General features: G+C 67.8%; 14 protein-coding genes. 6 read left to right on the top strand and 8 right to left on the bottom strand.

Going from position 1 to position 16,049, the window contains the following annotated elements:
• Nucleotides 1–199 precede the first annotated feature (199 nt).
• From gcvH to BS72_RS24365, 3 genes are all read left to right on the top strand, one after another.
• Nucleotides 200–580 (top strand): glycine cleavage system protein GcvH, encoded by a 381-nt coding sequence (gene gcvH / locus BS72_RS24375; protein WP_037913586.1) that lies wholly within the window; start codon nt 200–202, stop codon nt 578–580.
• A gap of 7 nt (nt 581–587) precedes the next feature.
• Nucleotides 588–1,856 (top strand): serine hydroxymethyltransferase, encoded by a 1,269-nt coding sequence (gene glyA, locus BS72_RS24370; RefSeq protein ID WP_037913584.1) that lies wholly within the window; start codon nt 588–590, stop codon nt 1,854–1,856.
• Nucleotides 1,857–1,981: 125 nt separating this feature from the next.
• Nucleotides 1,982–3,367 (top strand): L-serine ammonia-lyase, encoded by a 1,386-nt coding sequence (locus BS72_RS24365; protein WP_037913581.1) that lies wholly within the window; start codon nt 1,982–1,984, stop codon nt 3,365–3,367.
• 915 nt (nt 3,368–4,282) lie between these two features.
• On the opposite strand, the gene BS72_RS24360 is transcribed toward BS72_RS24365, so the two are convergent.
• The 8 genes from BS72_RS24360 to BS72_RS32740 form a co-directional block, all read right to left on the bottom strand.
• A complete protein-coding gene (locus BS72_RS24360; RefSeq protein WP_037913579.1) occupies nt 4,283–5,497 on the bottom strand; it encodes a DNA adenine methylase in 1,215 nt (404 codons plus the stop codon).
• On the bottom strand, nt 5,494–6,894 hold the full coding sequence (locus BS72_RS24355; protein ID WP_037913575.1) for a hypothetical protein: 1,401 nt from the start codon (nt 6,892–6,894) through the stop codon (nt 5,494–5,496). The genes BS72_RS24360 and BS72_RS24355 overlap by 4 nt, the downstream gene beginning before the upstream one ends.
• On the bottom strand, nt 6,894–8,936 hold the full coding sequence (locus BS72_RS24350) for a helicase HerA domain-containing protein (RefSeq protein WP_037913573.1): 2,043 nt from the start codon (nt 8,934–8,936) through the stop codon (nt 6,894–6,896). The genes BS72_RS24355 and BS72_RS24350 overlap by 1 nt, the downstream gene beginning before the upstream one ends.
• A 284-nt stretch (nt 8,937–9,220) precedes the next feature.
• Complete coding sequence (locus BS72_RS24345; protein ID WP_051951621.1) at nt 9,221–10,357, bottom strand: hypothetical protein; 1,137 nt, start codon at nt 10,355–10,357, stop codon at nt 9,221–9,223.
• A gap of 9 nt (nt 10,358–10,366) precedes the next feature.
• On the bottom strand, nt 10,367–11,041 hold the full coding sequence (locus BS72_RS24340) for a phosphoglycerate mutase family protein (protein ID WP_037913571.1): 675 nt from the start codon (nt 11,039–11,041) through the stop codon (nt 10,367–10,369).
• A gap of 10 nt (nt 11,042–11,051) precedes the next feature.
• Nucleotides 11,052–12,047, bottom strand: coding sequence for a nucleotidyltransferase domain-containing protein (locus tag BS72_RS24335; RefSeq protein WP_037913569.1), 996 nt, complete (start codon nt 12,045–12,047; stop codon nt 11,052–11,054).
• A 34-nt stretch (nt 12,048–12,081) separates the two neighbouring features.
• Nucleotides 12,082–12,984 carry a phosphotransferase gene (locus tag BS72_RS24330; RefSeq protein WP_037913566.1) on the bottom strand — a complete coding sequence of 301 codons (903 nt, stop codon included), beginning with the start codon at nt 12,982–12,984 and terminating at the stop codon, nt 12,082–12,084.
• Nucleotides 12,981–13,691 (bottom strand): ATP-binding protein, encoded by a 711-nt coding sequence (locus BS72_RS32740; protein ID WP_051951619.1) that lies wholly within the window; start codon nt 13,689–13,691, stop codon nt 12,981–12,983. Before BS72_RS32740 ends, BS72_RS24330 begins: the two co-directional genes overlap by 4 nt.
• Nucleotides 13,692–13,708: 17 nt before the next feature.
• Between BS72_RS32740 and BS72_RS36745 the strand changes: the two genes are divergently transcribed.
• The 3 genes from BS72_RS36745 to BS72_RS24310 all read left to right on the top strand — a co-directional run bounded on the left by BS72_RS36745 (nt 13,709) and on the right by BS72_RS24310 (nt 16,049).
• A complete protein-coding gene (locus BS72_RS36745; protein ID WP_157856322.1) occupies nt 13,709–13,855 on the top strand; it encodes a hypothetical protein in 147 nt (48 codons plus the stop codon).
• A 371-nt stretch (nt 13,856–14,226) separates the two neighbouring features.
• Complete coding sequence (locus tag BS72_RS24315) at nt 14,227–15,501, top strand: helix-turn-helix domain-containing protein (RefSeq protein WP_037913560.1); 1,275 nt, start codon at nt 14,227–14,229, stop codon at nt 15,499–15,501.
• The gene (locus tag BS72_RS24310; RefSeq protein ID WP_037913558.1) at nt 15,498–16,049 is read left to right on the top strand and encodes a flavoprotein; all 552 of its coding nucleotides are present in this window, start codon (nt 15,498–15,500) and stop codon (nt 16,047–16,049) included. Before BS72_RS24315 ends, BS72_RS24310 begins: the two co-directional genes overlap by 4 nt.

The following is a 16,049-nucleotide window of genomic DNA, read 5'->3' as shown; positions in this document are numbered from 1 at the left end:
CGGCCACCGGTCGATCGCCGGACCGGCCACCGGCCGGTTCCGTCTGAGCCCGCCGTCCGCGTCCCCCGCCCGGCTCCCACCGGCGGCGCGCCGGCGGGCTCGTACCGAAAGCCCCACCTCCCCCCACCCGACCGCCGCGTGCGCCGTCCGTGGCCCGCGCGGCCGTACCCACACCTCCATATCCGGGAGAATTCGCGCCATGACCATCAACCCTGAGCAGCTGCGCTACAGCAAGGAGCACGAGTGGCTCGACGCCGCCGAGGACGGCGTGTCCACCGTGGGGATCACCTCGCACGCCGCCGACGCGCTCGGTGACGTCGTCTTCGTCCAGCTCCCGGAGGTCGGCGCGTCGGTCACCGCGGGCGAGAGCTGCGGCGAGCTGGAGTCGACCAAGTCCGTCAGCGAGCTGTACTCGCCGGTCAGCGGTGAGGTGACGGAGGTCAACCAGGACGTGGCCGACGACCCGTCGCTGGTGAACACCGCCCCCTTCGCCGGCGGCTGGCTGTTCAAGGTGCGGGTCTCCGGGGAGGCCGAGGAGCTGCTCTCCAAGGCCGAGTACGACGCGTTCATCGAGGGCTGAGGCCGCCATGTCGCTTCTGAACCAGTCCCTGCACGACTTCGACCCGGACGTCGCCGCCGCCATCGACGCCGAGCTGGAGCGTCAGCGCACCACCCTGGAGATGATCGCCTCCGAGAACTTCGCGCCCACCGCGGTGCTGGAGGCCCAGGGCTCGGTGCTGACGAACAAGTACGCCGAGGGCTACCCCGGCCGCCGCTACTACGGCGGCTGCGAGCACGTCGACGTCATCGAGCAGCTCGCCATCGACAGGGTCAAGGCGCTGTTCGGCGCCGAGGCGGCCAACGTGCAGCCGCACTCCGGCGCGCAGGCCAACGCCGCGGCGATGTTCGCCCTGCTCAACCCCGGGGACACCATCCTGGGGCTGGACCTGGCGCACGGCGGCCACCTCACCCACGGCATGCGGATCAACTTCTCCGGCAAGCTGTACGACGTGGCCGCCTACCACGTGGACGCCGAGACCGGCCTGGTCGACATGGCCGAGGTGGAGCGGCTGGCCAAGGAGCGGCGCCCGAAGCTGATCGTGGCCGGCTGGTCGGCGTACCCGCGCCAGCTGGACTTCGCGGAGTTCCGCCGGATCGCGGACGAGGTCGGCGCCTACCTGATGGTGGACATGGCCCACTTCGCCGGCCTCGTCGCGGCGGGGCTGCACCCCTCGCCGGTGCCGTACGCGGACGTGGTGACCACCACCACGCACAAGACGCTGGGCGGCCCGCGCGGCGGCGTCATCCTGGCCAAGGCCGAGCTGGCGAAGAAGATCAACTCCGCTGTCTTCCCTGGTCAGCAGGGTGGCCCGCTGGAGCACGTGATCGCCGCCAAGGCGGTCGCGTTCAAGGCGGCGGCGACGGACGAGTTCAAGGACCGGCAGTCCCGTACGCTGGAGGGTGCCCGCATCCTGGCCGAGCGGCTGTCCCAGCCGGACCTGGCCGGGGCGGGCGTGTCGGTGCTGTCCGGCGGCACGGACGTGCACCTGGTCCTGGTGGACCTGCGCGAGTCCGCCCTGGACGGCCAGCAGGCCGAGGACCGGCTGCACGCGGTGGGGATCACCGTCAACCGCAACGCGGTGCCGAACGACCCCCGGCCGCCCATGGTCACCTCGGGCCTGCGGATCGGCACGCCCGCGCTGGCCACCCGGGGCTTCGGCGCCGACGACTTCCGCGAGGTCGCGGACGTCATCGCCGCCGTGCTGACCGGCTCCCCCTCCTTCCCCGAGGAGGAGCAGGCGCCGCTGCGCGCCCGCGTGGCCGCGCTGGCCGGGCAGTACCCGCTCTACGCGTGAGCCGCGGGGGCGGGCCGTCGAAGCCTCGGCGGCCCGCCCCCGGGCAGCGCACCGCCCCGCGCGGCCCGGCCGCGCGGACCGACCGGGGGACAACGGCGTCCCCCGCACACCAGGAGCCGCACCACATGGCAATCTCCGTCTTCGACCTGTTCTCCATCGGGATAGGCCCGTCCAGCTCGCACACCGTCGGCCCGATGCGGGCGGCGGGGATCTTCGCCCACCGGCTGAAGAACGACGGACTGCTGGCGCACACCGCCTCGGTCCGCGCCGAGCTGTTCGGTTCGCTGGGCGCCACCGGCCACGGCCACGGCACCCCCAAGGCGGTCCTGCTGGGCCTGGCCGGCCACTCCCCGCGCACGGTGGACACCGAGGCGGCCGAGGGCGAGGTGGACCGGGTCCGCGCGCTGCGGCGGCTGAACCTGCTGGGCGCCCACGAGATCGCCTTCGACCCGGACGCCGACCTGGTGATGCACCGCCGCCGGTCGCTGCCGTACCACGCCAACGGGATGCGGCTGCTCGCCCGGGACGAGGCCGGCGCGGTGCTGCTGGAGAAGACGTACTACTCGGTCGGCGGCGGCTTCGTCGTCGACGAGGACGCGGTCGGCGAGGACCGCATCAAGCTGGACGACACGGTGCTGCGCCACCCGTTCCGCACCGGCGACGAGCTGCTGCGGCTGGCCCGCGAGACCGGACTGTCCATCTCGGCGCTGATGCTGGAGAACGAACTGGCCTGGCGCACCGAGGCGGAGATCCGGGCCGGGCTGCTGGAGATCTGGCAGGTCATGCGGGAGTGCGTGGAGCGCGGCATGAGCCGCGAGGGCATCCTGCCGGGCGGCCTGAAGGTGCGCCGCCGGGCCGCGCAGTCCGCCCGCCAGCTGCGGGCCGAGGGCGACCCGGCGGTCCGCGCGATGGAGTGGACGACGCTGTACGCGATGGCCGTCAACGAGGAGAACGCCGCGGGCGGCCGCGTGGTCACGGCCCCCACGAACGGCGCGGCCGGCATCATCCCGGCCGTCCTCCACTACTACCTGCGCTTCGTCTGCCCGGCCGGAGCGCCCCAGGCCGAGCAGGACGACGCGGTGGTCCGCTTCCTGCTGGCGGCCGGCGCGATCGGCATGCTCTTCAAGGAGAACGCGTCGATCTCCGGCGCCGAGGTCGGCTGCCAAGGCGAGGTCGGCTCGGCCTGCTCGATGGCGGCGGGCGGCCTCGCGGAGGTCCTGGGCGGCAGCCCGGAGCAGGTGGAGAACGCGGCGGAGATCGGCATGGAGCACAACCTGGGCCTGACCTGCGACCCCATCGGCGGCCTGGTCCAGATCCCGTGCATCGAGCGCAACGGCATGGCCGCGGTCAAGGCGGTCACCGCCGCCCGCATGGCGATGCGCGGCGACGGCCGCCACCACGTCTCCCTCGACAAGGTGATCCGCACGATGAAGCAGACCGGCGCCGACATGAAGGTCAAGTACAAGGAGACCGCCCGCGGCGGCCTCGCGGTCAACGTCATCGAGTGCTGACGAAACAGGGCCTGACCTGCGACGTCTCGTCTTTCAGAGCTGTCAGGCGCTTTCCTGCTTGCACAGCGAAAACTCCCTGAAAACTCCCTCGGACGAAGCAGAAAGTCCCTGAAAACTCCCTGGCGAACGCGGGCCGCAAGGCCCCCTGACCTCGGGCTGCGCCGACTCCGCCGCCGTCCAGAGGCGGGCTTCAGTCCCTGGATGGTGGTGGACAGGCTCAGTCGAGCGGCGGGCTTCGGAAGAAGCCGCAGCGAGTCACAGTCAGTGATCTGCCGCGGCTTCTGCCGACCACTGACCTGCCTGGGGACGCCACCCGGCTCCCAACCCGAGACCTACGCATTACGAGCCCGAGAGTGATCATGATGGCTACTGCCAGCATCGATCATTTGGTACTGAACCCGCAGGTCAGAACGTTGCACCGTGATCCACGATCCCGTCCGAACCGGCACGTGTTACCCCGTCCGCTCACGCATCGCTCACGCAGGCTGGCCACTTGCGACCGCTTCTAGCCCGCCAAACCGCCGCGGCGTGGCAACCGTCGACCCAGCGGCTCATGTCTCAGTTGCCGATCCAACCGTCGCCGTAGCCCTCCGGTAGTCGCGCATCGGCGCGGCGAAGACCGTGAACACCACCCACCCGACCGCACCGGCGACCCATACCGAGCCGTGCACGAGCTGCACGCGCAGGACCCTCCCTGTGGGCGATCACCCGACAACTCAGTCTGCCGCGCAACACCACAGCCGTCGCCGACAGGTGATCTCGGACGAGTCCTGGCCGGCGGCCGATCAGCAGATGCGGCCTCCTACCTGACCAAGCCGTACACCGACCTGCGCGGAGCTGAACCGGATCGCGGGCACGAACAACTACGGACGGAAGGTGATGAACAGGTAGCGGAAGGCGGATAACCCCCAGCAATCAAGGCAGCTCGCGCAGCTGGTGATCTACGGGGACAGTGGATGGCGGGAGGGTTGTGATGAGGAGTTCATCAGCATCGCGCTTGCCGGTCTTACCACTAGCGCTGTAGCGCGTCTTCACCAACCGTTTCGTCAAGGGCCACGAGCGTACGCCGAGCGTCTCCCGGTCCACGCGGCTAGGCGTCATGCGAGCGTGCGCGTAGAGCCAAGTGCTTTCGGTCAACATTGGGTTGTTGTCGTAGCTGAGCAACCAGCGGAACTGCGCCTTGGTACGCAGATATCCGGCGAGCTGCATGTGGAGCATGTGGTCGTCTGATTCCGCCTTGCCACCCCTGTCGCCGCCGTATCCACCTCGGGGGTCGAAAGAGGTTCGGTACAAGTGCGAGGCTTTTTCGATGTAGGGCGGGTCGAGGTAGGCAACAACGCGAGACGGGATCAGCTGCGGGTAGTAGCTGGGCACGTCATCGAGTGTCTGCTGCCAGTCCTTGTGCCAGACATCGACGATCCGGCCGGTGTCGTACAGGTGACCGACGTATCGAAGCCGTTCCTCTATCGCTTCCGGATTCCACCGGCATCCGATGCCGTACGGGCTCGCTTGCTTGCGTCCACCGATCGGGCCTGCCTTACCATGAAGGATTCCAGAAAAAGTTGTGCGGTTTAGAAATAGGCACTGTGTCGCCAACTCCAGTCGGACCGTGGCAGGCTTCGCTTTCCGAGCGGGCGCCCAGGAACGCCAATAGTCCCACCGCTCGACAGCGGCTACTCCGCCCGGCTTGACGTATCGGGTCCACTCGTCATGCATACGGCCGATCAGCGCCTCTGTATCGGCGGCCGCGGTCTGCCAGAAGGCAGTCACCAACGGATCCACGTCAGCGAGCAGCACTCGGTCGACGAGCCCTTGGCCAACGAGTCGCAAAGACGCCGACGCTCCGCCGGCGAAAGGCTCGACCAGCAGGTTGATTTCCGGAACGGCCCTCGACCCCTTGGCGGCATCCAAGATTCGGGCGATCACCGGCGCGAGGGACGACTTTGCTCCGGGGTAGCGCAGGGGCGACTGGTACCTGCTCATCATGAGCGCGTGGTCAACGACGCCGAGGGGTGAAACGAGTGGGCGGGGGTTGTCGAGGATGTGCGTCGGGATTGCCGGCGCAGCAACATGCGCAGCGTGAGCATCACGGAGGGGGGCGACCGGCAGCACAGCCACATTCTCGATCATGGGGCAAACCGTACCGGAGCCGCTTGTCCACCAGTCGAGTCGAGGCCGAGGCGTTTGGTGGCTACGAGGCGGAGCACATCGGTGCCCACGCCGATCGGGAACGCGGCCTTCCCGTGCGCGGCCGCCACCGGGATGATGCCATCGACGTACATCGAGGAACCGGTGCGGTCGATCACGTCGAGGATTGCCGGCAGCGTCGGGTAGGCCGCCGGGTCGGCTTGCCCGCCGTTGGCATCATACGGTGCACCCACCGGTGGGGGCACGGTCGGGACGACGACTCGCCCATCAAGCGCCCGATACACGAACTTGCGGCCCCAGTATGTCTCCTTGCCGTAGGCCCGCGCGTTGTTGGCGTTTACGACTCGCGCAATGATCAGTTCGTCGCATACCAACAGGTCACCCGGTTCGAGAATGTCGTGCCGGGCCAGCTGGCGCGCGTAGTCGACCAGAACTCCGGACTTCTCAATCCCACAGACGTATGGCGCGTTGCCCGGCGTCGTGCTGCCCATTGCTTGGAAGTACTCAAGGGCTCGCCCGCGCAGCTTTGCTGGTGTGCCGAACACGGCCAGCGGGCCATCGACGATGAACAGCGTCATGGGCAGAGCCTTCTGGCGCGACTGCTCCCACAGCAGCGTCGCCAGCCCGACCAGCACCAACAGCTCGATCACCGACATGAGCCGCCCGAGAGCGGACTGGTTCGTACCCTCCTCGCCAACCTCCTCGTGGATACGAAGCACGTCGGTGGGAAAAAGGTGCACGCCGCACGCGTCGCAGTCGGCACCAGCGGGTGGCACAGGAATGTCCTTCTTGCAGTCCTGCGTCGGGCAGTTAACCGGCACTGTAGCCGCTGGGGACCCAGGAACGCCGTGGAGAAGGAAGAGCAGGTCCAGCAGCGGCTGGTCGAGGCGATTGACGTCGATCTTCTTCTGCCGAAACAGCTCGTTGATGACCTCTCGCCACGAGGTCACGATGTCGGCGTCGGCGCGTGTGTACGCGCCGGAGACAGGCAGATCCAGCGTCACGAGGGCGGTGTTGACCGCACGCTCGATCTTGTACGGGTCGACAAACCGCTCGGCCCGCTGCGACTCCAGAACTCCGAGGTCCACGTACGCTGCGGCGGCCTGCGCAAACCCGTACAGGACCGATGGCAGGCCGTCACGAACCTGCTCAACGACGTGTGAACCGTCGATCGCCAGCGCAGCGGTGAGTCGCTCTGGCGCAGGCGGGGCGGCGAAGTCGCCCCGCGGACGGATTCGCTTGCGGATCGAATCCAGGTCCTGGATCGCCTCAGCCGGAACATGGAAGGTGCGTTGGTCCGCGATCGCCCGGATGGCGGCCGCCGAATGCCCCAGCCGCGATGCGATCTCGTGAGCCCCGCCGACAGTCTCGTACGGCATCAGAGTGCCGTCCCGTTCAGCGTCAACGGCGTGTCACCAGCCGCTGCTCGTGCTTCGTTGACGAGCGCGATGTCGTACCGATCGATCTGGACGGGGACGATGTACGGCGAGGACAGTGTCTTTAGCCGCACATACCCGCGGTCCTCGGAGGCGATGATCGCATCTGAGAACGCCCCGAAGTCGTAGAACTTGGCCAGCTCCCGCACCTCTGTCGTGTTGTTCAAATGGGCGACAACCCAGTTGGCAGTATTCGCCTTGACCTGGTGCGCTACCCCCGAGACCTCCTGCGTCGCGTAGGTCATGCCGAGATTCAGCTTGCTCGCTTCCTTGGCGAGCTTGACCCAGACGTCGAGGTCATCCTTATACCGATCCGACGAGAACAGGTTGTGAGCCTCCTCAAGCATTACTTGAATGTGCGGCGGTTCCTGCCCGGAGGTAAACACCTCGGTCTGCTTAGAAAGCAGCCGACGCGTAATCGACTCGCTCAGAGCCTTGGTCACAGCTTCGGCTCCGACATGCAAATCGACGATCACAATGCGCCCCCGGAGAAGCTCCTCGTAAATCTCGATCGCAGGGTCGTTCTGTGTCGCAGGGCTGTGAAACGGCCGCAGCGGATTCAGATTTCGCCAGCCTCGGACGCTGCGGTTTCCGCTGCGAGTCGTGAAAATCGGCTCAACGCTCTTCCAGCGGACATCCTTCGCAAAGTTGGTCGCGTCGGCATCTCCGGCGTCGCGCAGCTCCACGATCTTGTCGACGACATTTTCGACGTCTGCTGCAGCGATGGCCACCAAGTTGGCACTACTCCCGGCCTGCACAAACGGGTTACGGCCGAGTCCGGTGACAATCTTCTGCCGAAAAGCACCGCTGATATTGATTCGCGCGCGAAAATTTGTCGGCACCGCGAACCCCGCGCGCATCAGCGCGCCATAGAGAACAAGTCGGGCACGTTGGGCATGCGTGGTGGCGGAGCGATCTCCTGGCACATCCGCATAGGACATACCCGCGAAGTCCTTGACGTAGCCAGACTCATCACTGCTAAGAGTGTCGGAAATCAACCCCTGAACTGCGTCAATCTGATTCTCGGAAAAGAAGTTGATATTGAGAGGCTTCACGTGTGGCTGCGTACCGTCCGCACCAAACTTGAAGATGCGGACATGGTTCGCACCGATCGCCGCAATCTCGGTACCGTCCTGCGTGTTTGGGTTGGCGTACTCCCCCTGCGGGTCGAAGATCAGCTGACCGATGGGGTGTCCGCCAGCGGCGCGCTGTCGTTCGGAGACTACGAACGTGCGCGCGATGATGATCTTTGCGGTATTCGACTTGCCCATCCGGGTCATGCCGAGCAAGGCGGTCTTGTTGCCAATGAAGTCCCGGATATTGACTTCGACTGCGGCGTCAGCCTGCTTGGAGGCCTTAGCTCGCCGCCGCGTCGCGGAGTACCGCACCGCACCTATGCGTACACGTTCTACTGGGCGCCCAGTCGGTTTGAGGTAGGAGGCGATCGTCGCGAGGCCGTCACCGATAGGCTTCAGGACTCGATACGTGGACGTGGCGTAGAAGTTGTCCACGTCGGCACCGAACTCCAGCACCTTCTGCCCATCCACGTCGTCTTCGTAGAAGGTGCCGAGGATCTTGCACCGCACGCCGGTGAACGACACGCGGTTCTTGGTGAACGGGTCAAGCTCCGCATCAAGCACGGTGGATGGCGATGGGTCCTGGTTGTTCGAAAGGGCCGTTCGCAGGGATTCCTCGCGCACGGCGTGCAGGTCACGCTCAAGCGACAGCGGTGCCGTGCCCTCGACACGCAGAAGCAGCACCTCGTCATCGTCGACGCGAGGGTCGTTGACATCCTGTGCGGTCGCGAGGAGGAACGAAAACTGCGAAATGCCACCGGCGTCGAACTTCCAGCGGTCGTGGGTCAGCACGACGGCCTGGTCGTAGTCGATCTGGTGAATCGCACCTATCCGGGTCGACCGACCATCGGCAAGCAGCTCAGACCGCAGCAAAGACCCGGCACCAACGCCGGGGATGAACTCCATCATGCTCCACCCTCTCCGAACGCACCCACCACAAAGCCTCGCTCATCTCACCGACAAGATCAATAACTCCGTAGGGCGCTGTAGGTGACAGTGACGTACGAAGCGCTGCTGGCTGGTGGATCAGCCTACTGCCAGGTGGGTTCGCCAGGTGCCGAGTTGAGTCGAATCTGGCGACCTTGCCGATGTCCTGGGCGCCACCGGGCAGAGCCCACTGACCGGTGGCCGGCGGCGCTGGAACGGGATGGCGCCCTGATCATCGACGACGAGCAGGTTGCTGGCAGGGACTCTCAGAAGTCCGCAGCAGCTACCTGCGCTGCCCCATGGACAGCCATCACATTGGCCAGCGCCCGCTTGTCCGTGATCCATTCCGTGTCGCCGGCGGAGACCGAATGCTGTACGGCTTCGAAGGTGACTCCGTCGACCGCAACGGGCTTGGCAAGGTGTGCCCGCATGTAGTGCTTGAAGAGCGCGGGCAACTGGTCCGGCCGAGTTCCAGTCTTGGCCCTCAGAGAGAAGAGCGGGAGGAACCACTCTCCGAAGCCGTCCTTGATCTCCTGGGTCGTTCGGTACGCCTCGTGCAGCGGCTGGAGGCTGGCCGTGTGGTCGTATGGGAGGTGGCCGTGCAGGGCGTACTGCAGCCGGGTGCCGTCGTGCTCGCGGAAGTGCTGGCCGTGGGCGGCGATGTGGTTGGCCGCGTTCTGGGTGATGGTCATGACGGCTACATCCGCCTGGTGCCTTCGGGCTGCGGCGAGGACGGTGGCGTGGATGCCGACGCGCGGGTCGAGGACGAGGCCGTTGAGGCCGAGGGGCGAGAGATCGATTCCGTGGTCGCGGGTTCGGGAGACGATCAACCGCTCGGCGACGTTGCCGGCGGTGTTCTGCAGGTGCTTGGGCTGCTGGCGGTGGCTGGCGTGGATGTCCGAGCGGTCGAGGACGGGGCGGTCCTTCGCGAGTTCGGCGACGAGGTGGAGGCCGCTGCGTTCCCGGGTGGCGGTGCTGCCGCAGGCGTTGCAGGGGTGGCCGCCGGTGCCGGTCATGTGACCGCAGGCCCGGCAGGTGGGGACGGTCTCGCGGCTGATGCTGAGGGTGCCGGCACGGAGGTTGTTCTCGATCATCTCCAGCGCGAGGTTGGCGACTTCCGCGTCGGTGTCGGTCAGGATGCCGCCCACCGGGGACTGGCCGGACGTGTACTTGGCGGCAATCAGGTCGGCCTCGAACCGCTGGCGGGGGATCGTCGACCCCTCGGCCTGGCGGTGGCGGAGGTCTCCGGCGAGGGTGACGGTGTTCCACAGGTGGGGTGCGGGCGGTAACCCGAGGATGGCGTTGAGGGCGGCGGCGAGTCGGATGCCGACAGCCTTGCCAGGGCGGGTGGCGAAGGTGAAGGGTCCGTTCTGGACGGGCCCGTTGAGGAACAGGTGTCGCACGGGCTCCTCCTAAATCGGCGGGGTGGTGGTTCCCGTCCGGGTGAACCGGCCGTCGTGCAGCTCGTAGTGGAGGATCGCGGCGTTGGGCATCTTGCCCTTCCGCTCCTCCGCGAGGATCTCGGGCAGGCTGCGGAGTTCGAGCAGGGAACGCAGCGCCACCGCGGCGGTCTGGTGGGTGAAGGCGACGACCGTGCGCGCTCCCTGAAGCTCGGCACGGGCCAGCGCGGCGAACTCGGCGGCCCGGTTGAGCACGCCCTCTGCGAGCGACTCACCGCCGCCCGGCGCAGTCCAGATGTGTTTGCGCAGGCGGCGCTCCTCGGCGAGTGCGGGGTAGCTGTCGTAGAGCTCACGCTTGGTCATGTAGGTGGCGTCGCCGTAGTGCTGCTCGTCCAGGAGCGGCGTCTGCTGGGGCCAGCCGTCGGGGAGGGCGGGCAGGGCGATTGCGGCGGTGTCGATCGCCCTGCGGTAGGTCGAGGTGTAGACGTGCGGTTCGGGGCCCGCGAGCTGCGGGAGGACTTCGGCGAGCCATTGGGCCTGCCGGAAGCCGTGCGGGGTCAGGCCGACGATGGTGCGGGAGATGGCGTGGGCAGCGGTTCCGCTGTAGGGGCGGGGGTCTTGGTAGAAGCCGTTGTACTTGTCGGCGTTCTCGACGGACTCCGCGTGCCGGATGACGAGCAGGGGCAAGACGAGGCTCCTATCCGGCGAGGTTGGCGACGTAGGAGCCGCTGACGGTCCAGGGGGTGAGTTCGATGCCGAAGCCGCTGTGTTCGCCGTCCTGGGTGTGGACGAGCTTGCCGGCCAGGTGCACGGTGTCGCCGGATCGGAAGGCGCCGGTGTAGGCGCCGAGGTACGAGCGCATGTGGGTGATCCGGCGGGCGAAGGAGTCGGCCTCGTCGATGGTCGAGCTGAGGATGGTCTTGACCTTGATCCCGTAGACGGCCGGGGTGGTGAGGCCCTCGGCGTGGTCGGTGATCTTGGCGAGTAGTGAGATCTCGCCGATCTCCTTGGAGGAGATCCGGGCGAAGGTCTTGTCGCGGTCGGAGCGGATGGGTTCGCAGTTGATGTGCGCGCCGGCGTTGGCGGTGAGCCCTTGGAGCTTGCGGCGTTCCTGCTTGATGAGGGCGTCGAAGGAGCTGCCCTCCATGTACTTGGCCCGGCGGATGTACAGCCGAGTGAGGTCGTCTCCGTCGTACGGCCGGATCAGGTCGGTCTGCTGGAATAGCTCCTGTGCGGCCTGGTAGCCCTCCGGTCCGTAGCAGACGAGGTCGATGTCGGAGCGCTCGTTGAAGCAGCCGACGAGGAAGGAGCCGGTGACGCCGATCAGGCCCTGGGCGTCGTTCGCGGTGATCCACTCGGTGATCGCCAGGAGGTCCTTGCCGGCCGGGTTGTCGGCGACCGGGCCGGGGTCCTCGTGGATGGCGGCGAGGGCCTGGCGGCAGGAGTAGTGGACGGCGACGTCTTCGCGCGGGATGCCGGTGATGACGCAGCCGAGGGTGTCGGAGTAGACGTAGCACTCCGGCCTGCCGGCAAGGATGCCGAAGGACTTCGACACGACACTGTTCTGCCGGTAGGTCCGGCCGAACAGCCGCCGGTCGCCCTTCTCGTCGGGGTGGTACTTGACGTAGCCGAGGTAGTGGCTGCCGGGGTGGCTGTCGCCGATGACCTTGAAGACGACTCCGTGGTGGTCCATCAGGTAGTCGCGGTCGCGGACGGTGGGGACCGGCCTACCGGTGTTCAGCAGTGAACCGTTCCAGAGTGGGGAAGGTGCCGGTGTCGATCGTGTCGGAAGACTCATACTGATCAAGTCCCATCGTGAAGAGGGTGCGCCGGTACTGCCACTTGATGTGCTTGTCGTGCCGCGTGGGGTCGGTGGGCCGCATGAGGGCGAGGAAGAAGAAGCACTTGACGAGCAGGAAGTCGCCCAGGTGCTCGCTCACCCGCTGCCCGATCAGGGATGCGGTGGTCTCGTCGAGGGCTGCGGTGTAGGCGGCGCGCTGTTCCGCGGTGATGCTGTAGCCCTTGCCGCCGCCCTTGAAGGCCACGATGTCGAGAGCGGGGTAGACGTCGTAGCCGAGCGGGATCGGTCCGTGGTGCTGCCAGTCGATGACCCCGGCCTGAAGGACGTTGGGCAAGCCGTAGTCCAGGTGCCCGTGCACCATCGGGAGCCGAGCCAGCCGGTCGAGGGCGTGCTTGACCGCCTCGTGGACGCGCGGGGTGTCGAAGTCCGGGTTCTCCTCGAAGACCTCAGCCGCGAAGGCCGCCTCCTCGAACCACGGCGTGACCGGGAGGGGGTGCCTCGCCTGGGCCTGCAGGAGCTTCGATGCGACGGCAGCCGCCGTGCTGATCACCTGGTAGCTGACCTGACCGTCCCGCCCGGCGTCGGCCAGCGCCTCCTCGTGCAGCGAGCTGTCGCCGATGGCGCGCTCGATGACGAAGTAGCTCTCGTTCTCCGAGCCGCTGTCGACGATCTCCGGCACCGGGTAACCAAGACCGGCGGCCAGCTGCTGGAACTCGGTCTCAACCCGCAGATCCTCACCGCCGGTCCGCTTGTAGAGCAGGCCGTCGGCGGACCTCCACACCGCGCCCTGCGTGGCCGTTCTGTCCTTCACGAACTCCCAGTCACTCATCCATCCATCCTTCCGTAGAGCAGAGTTCGGGTGGAGCACGGCTGCTCCGCGCGAGTCGGACGGGGTGGGGCTGGCCGCTCCCGGGGGAAAGAGCGACCGGCCCCCGTCACCGCCCGGCCGGTGCGCCTGGACCAGCACGGGCGGAGTCGGTAGGCGCGCGGCGAGCGGTGCTGCGAGAACCATCTGTACGCGTGGGCGCGTGGCCAGGTGGGCGCGTGGGGACGGGGCCTGGGACGGTCGGTGCGGACGAGGCTCGCGATGAGTGCCGCCCGGCGGGCCGAGCGAGGGTGCTCGGGTACCGCGACAGCGGGCACCGCCAGTTCGGCCCAAACCTTCTTGCCATGGGTCGTCGGTTCCGCGCCCCAGGTCTCCGACAGGCCCTCGATCAGCAGCATGCCTCGACCGGTGGTCAGTTCGTCGTTGCCGAAGTTCGCGGCGCCGGTGGGCATCCGGCGCGACGGGTCGTAGACCTCGATCACCACCCGGTCGCCGTCCGGAGAGAGGTAGATGCCGGCCAGCAGTCTTCCTGGCGCGTGGATGACCGCGTTGGCGAGCAACTCGTCGGCGACCAGCGCGATGTCGCCCAGCGAAGTCGGGTCGATCCCCCACGAGCGCGCGACTCGGACGACGGCTTCCCGGGCCGGCGGGACGTGGTCGCGCTTGGTGCCGATGAACGAGATACGCCGAGCGTGAGTGGAGGCGATCACTGGTCACCGTCGCAGGCTTGGACCGCGTCGACAACGCTGTTGCACGGCCAGGGGCCGCAGCCGTCGCCGCACCGGCCGTCCTCGAACTGGTGGCGGTCGAGGACCTCTCGGGCGTGGGGGCTGGCGGTGGCGAGGCGCGCGCGACGCTCAGCGACGTGATCTGAGGGGCTCGCGGTTGCGTTCGACGCCCGGCCGTCTTCCGAAGCGAGAGGAACGGCCACCGCGTCCGCTTCCCGCTGATGCGTGGTAGCGCCTCCTCTGGGCGTCCGAGCGGAGGGTCATCGGCGCTTCTCCTTAGCCACTGGGTAGAGCCGCGCATGCGAGAGACCGCAGATGGGCCTCGGTCATGCGGGAGCGGGGAATCGCGAGCTGCGAGGGTGGTCGAGCTGCTGACGTCCAGACAACTCCATCTCGATGCACCACGGTTAGGGCAACGGCTCCGCGTGCATGATCCATGCAGATCGTGCATGGCGGGTTGTCCTGGTGCGGCTACGCTCGGCTCGCCAGGGCAGGATCAGCATTGGCAGGAGAAGCCATGTCGCGGACGGCCACAGGACACTCCGCTGCGAGTGGGATCGGAGAGGTGATCCGCCGCGCGCGAGTGTTGAGCGGCCGGTCGCAGGCGGACGTGGCCACCGAACTGGGCTACCACCAGTCGAAGATCAGCCGGTTGGAGAGCGGCAAGGGGACGCAGGACATCGACGTCCTGCGCGCTGTCGCAGCCGTGCTCGACATCCCACTGGAAAGCCTCGGCCTGTCCTCCCATACCAGTGCGGACAGCAGGACGGACGACATGCACCGTCGCAACTTCCTGGCCGCGAGCGTCGCCGCGCTCGCGACCCCGACGCCCCGTCCCCGCGTGGGGATAGAGCTGGTCCAGGCGCTGCTGCCTGGACCTGTTCCAGCCGATCACGCGCCACAACCCCAGGCCGCACTCGCGGCCCGGCTCTCCCAGGCTCGGAGGCTGTTCTACACCTGCCGGTACGCCGAACTCGAAGGCGCTCTGCCCTCACTGATCGCCGACCTTCGCCAGGCCCAGGATGCCTCCCGCGGCGACGATCAAGTCCTGTCCGGCCTCCTCGCGACGGCGTACCAGACCGCGGTCAGCCTGCTGCTCAAGCTCGGCGACCACGGCAACGCCTGGCTGGCGGTCGGCCGTGCCATGGCCGAGGCCGAACGGAGCGCCGACCCCGTGGTGATGGCCTCCAGCGTCCGCGTTCAGGCGCACGTCCTAGCGCGCGACCGGCACACCGCGCCCGCCGTCACCCTCATCCGGCACACCGCCGACCAGCTTTCCGGCAGCTACGACCGGCGCCCGCCCGAGTACCTCGCCGCGCTGGGGCTCATGCTCCTTCGCGGGGTGACGGCCGCAAGCGCCGGCGGTGACCGCGCCACGACCGCCGAGTTCCTCGCCGAGGCTCAGGAGGTCGCGCGCTACGTCGACCTCGACAGCCCCGAAGCCTGGGCAAACTTCAGTCCGACCAACGTCGCGCTCCACTCGGTGAGCGCCTCGGTCGTCCTGGGCGACGCCGGAGCGGCGCTGGAGGCCGTCCAGCCGCTGATGCGCAGGCGTATCCCGGTCCCCGAACGCCGGGCGGCACTGTGGGTGGAGGCTGCACGGGCCTACAGCCAGCAGGGCAGACTGGCCGAGGGATACAAAGCGCTCAGGATCGCGGAGAGCTGTGCCTCGGAGGACATCCGCCGACGGCCCAGCGTGCTCGAGCTGGCCGGTGACATGGCCGCTCGCGACCGGCGCGGCGCCGTCCCGGAGCTTCGCCGTTTCTGCCAGGAGTTGGGAGTCCAGGTTTGACCGAGCACCGCGAGCCGTTCCTCTACGTCGTCGTCTGCGCGTCGGGCATCGCCGACGGAGTGGGCGAACTGATCACCGCTGCCCATTCCGAGGGCTGGGGAGTCGGCGTGATCGCGACCCCGAACGGACTCGGGTTCATAGACCAGGAAGCCATCGAAGCCCAGACCGGCTACCCGATCCGCTCCGCCTGGCGCACACCGAGCATCCCCCAGCCACTGCCCCCGGCCGACGCCATCGCCGTCGCCCCGGCCACGTTCAACACCATCAACAAGTGGGCCGCCGGCATCTCCGACACCCTCGCGCTCGGCATCCTTTGCGAGGCCTACGGACTCGGCATCCCCGTGGCCGTCCAGCCCTACGTCAACTCCGCCCAGGCTGCCCACCCGGCGTACGCGGAGAGCCTGGCCCGGCTCCGGTCGATGGGCGTCCTGATCGGCGACTACGTCCCCCACAAGCCCAAGGCCGGCGGGGGCCGCGACAAGTACAACTGGACCCACGTCCTCGACCTGCTCCGCCCCGTGGCGGCCTCAGTGGCGGAGAGGGATTAG

It is taken from the genome of Actinacidiphila yeochonensis CN732 (assembly GCF_000745345.1).
Classification (GTDB): Bacteria; Actinomycetota; Actinomycetes; order Streptomycetales; family Streptomycetaceae; genus Actinacidiphila; species Actinacidiphila yeochonensis.
This window is presented reverse-complemented; position numbering and strand designations above follow the sequence as displayed.

What these genes read in the sequence shown, in the direction of transcription:
- gcvH (WP_037913586.1), top strand. Translation starts at nt 200, where the DNA reads ATGACCATCAACCCTGAGCAGCTGCGCTACAGCAAGGAGCACGAGTGG.
- glyA (WP_037913584.1), top strand. Translation starts at nt 588, where the DNA reads ATGTCGCTTCTGAACCAGTCCCTGCACGACTTCGACCCGGACGTCGCC.
- BS72_RS24365 (WP_037913581.1), top strand. Translation starts at nt 1,982, where the DNA reads ATGGCAATCTCCGTCTTCGACCTGTTCTCCATCGGGATAGGCCCGTCC.
- BS72_RS24360 (WP_037913579.1), bottom strand. Translation starts at nt 5,497, where the DNA reads ATGATCGAGAATGTGGCTGTGCTGCCGGTCGCCCCCCTCCGTGATGCT.
- BS72_RS24355 (WP_037913575.1), bottom strand. Translation starts at nt 6,894, where the DNA reads ATGCCGTACGAGACTGTCGGCGGGGCTCACGAGATCGCATCGCGGCTG.
- BS72_RS24350 (WP_037913573.1), bottom strand. Translation starts at nt 8,936, where the DNA reads ATGATGGAGTTCATCCCCGGCGTTGGTGCCGGGTCTTTGCTGCGGTCT.
- BS72_RS24335 (WP_037913569.1), bottom strand. Translation starts at nt 12,047, where the DNA reads ATGGACCACCACGGAGTCGTCTTCAAGGTCATCGGCGACAGCCACCCC.
- BS72_RS24330 (WP_037913566.1), bottom strand. Translation starts at nt 12,984, where the DNA reads ATGAGTGACTGGGAGTTCGTGAAGGACAGAACGGCCACGCAGGGCGCG.
- BS72_RS24315 (WP_037913560.1), top strand. Translation starts at nt 14,227, where the DNA reads ATGTCGCGGACGGCCACAGGACACTCCGCTGCGAGTGGGATCGGAGAG.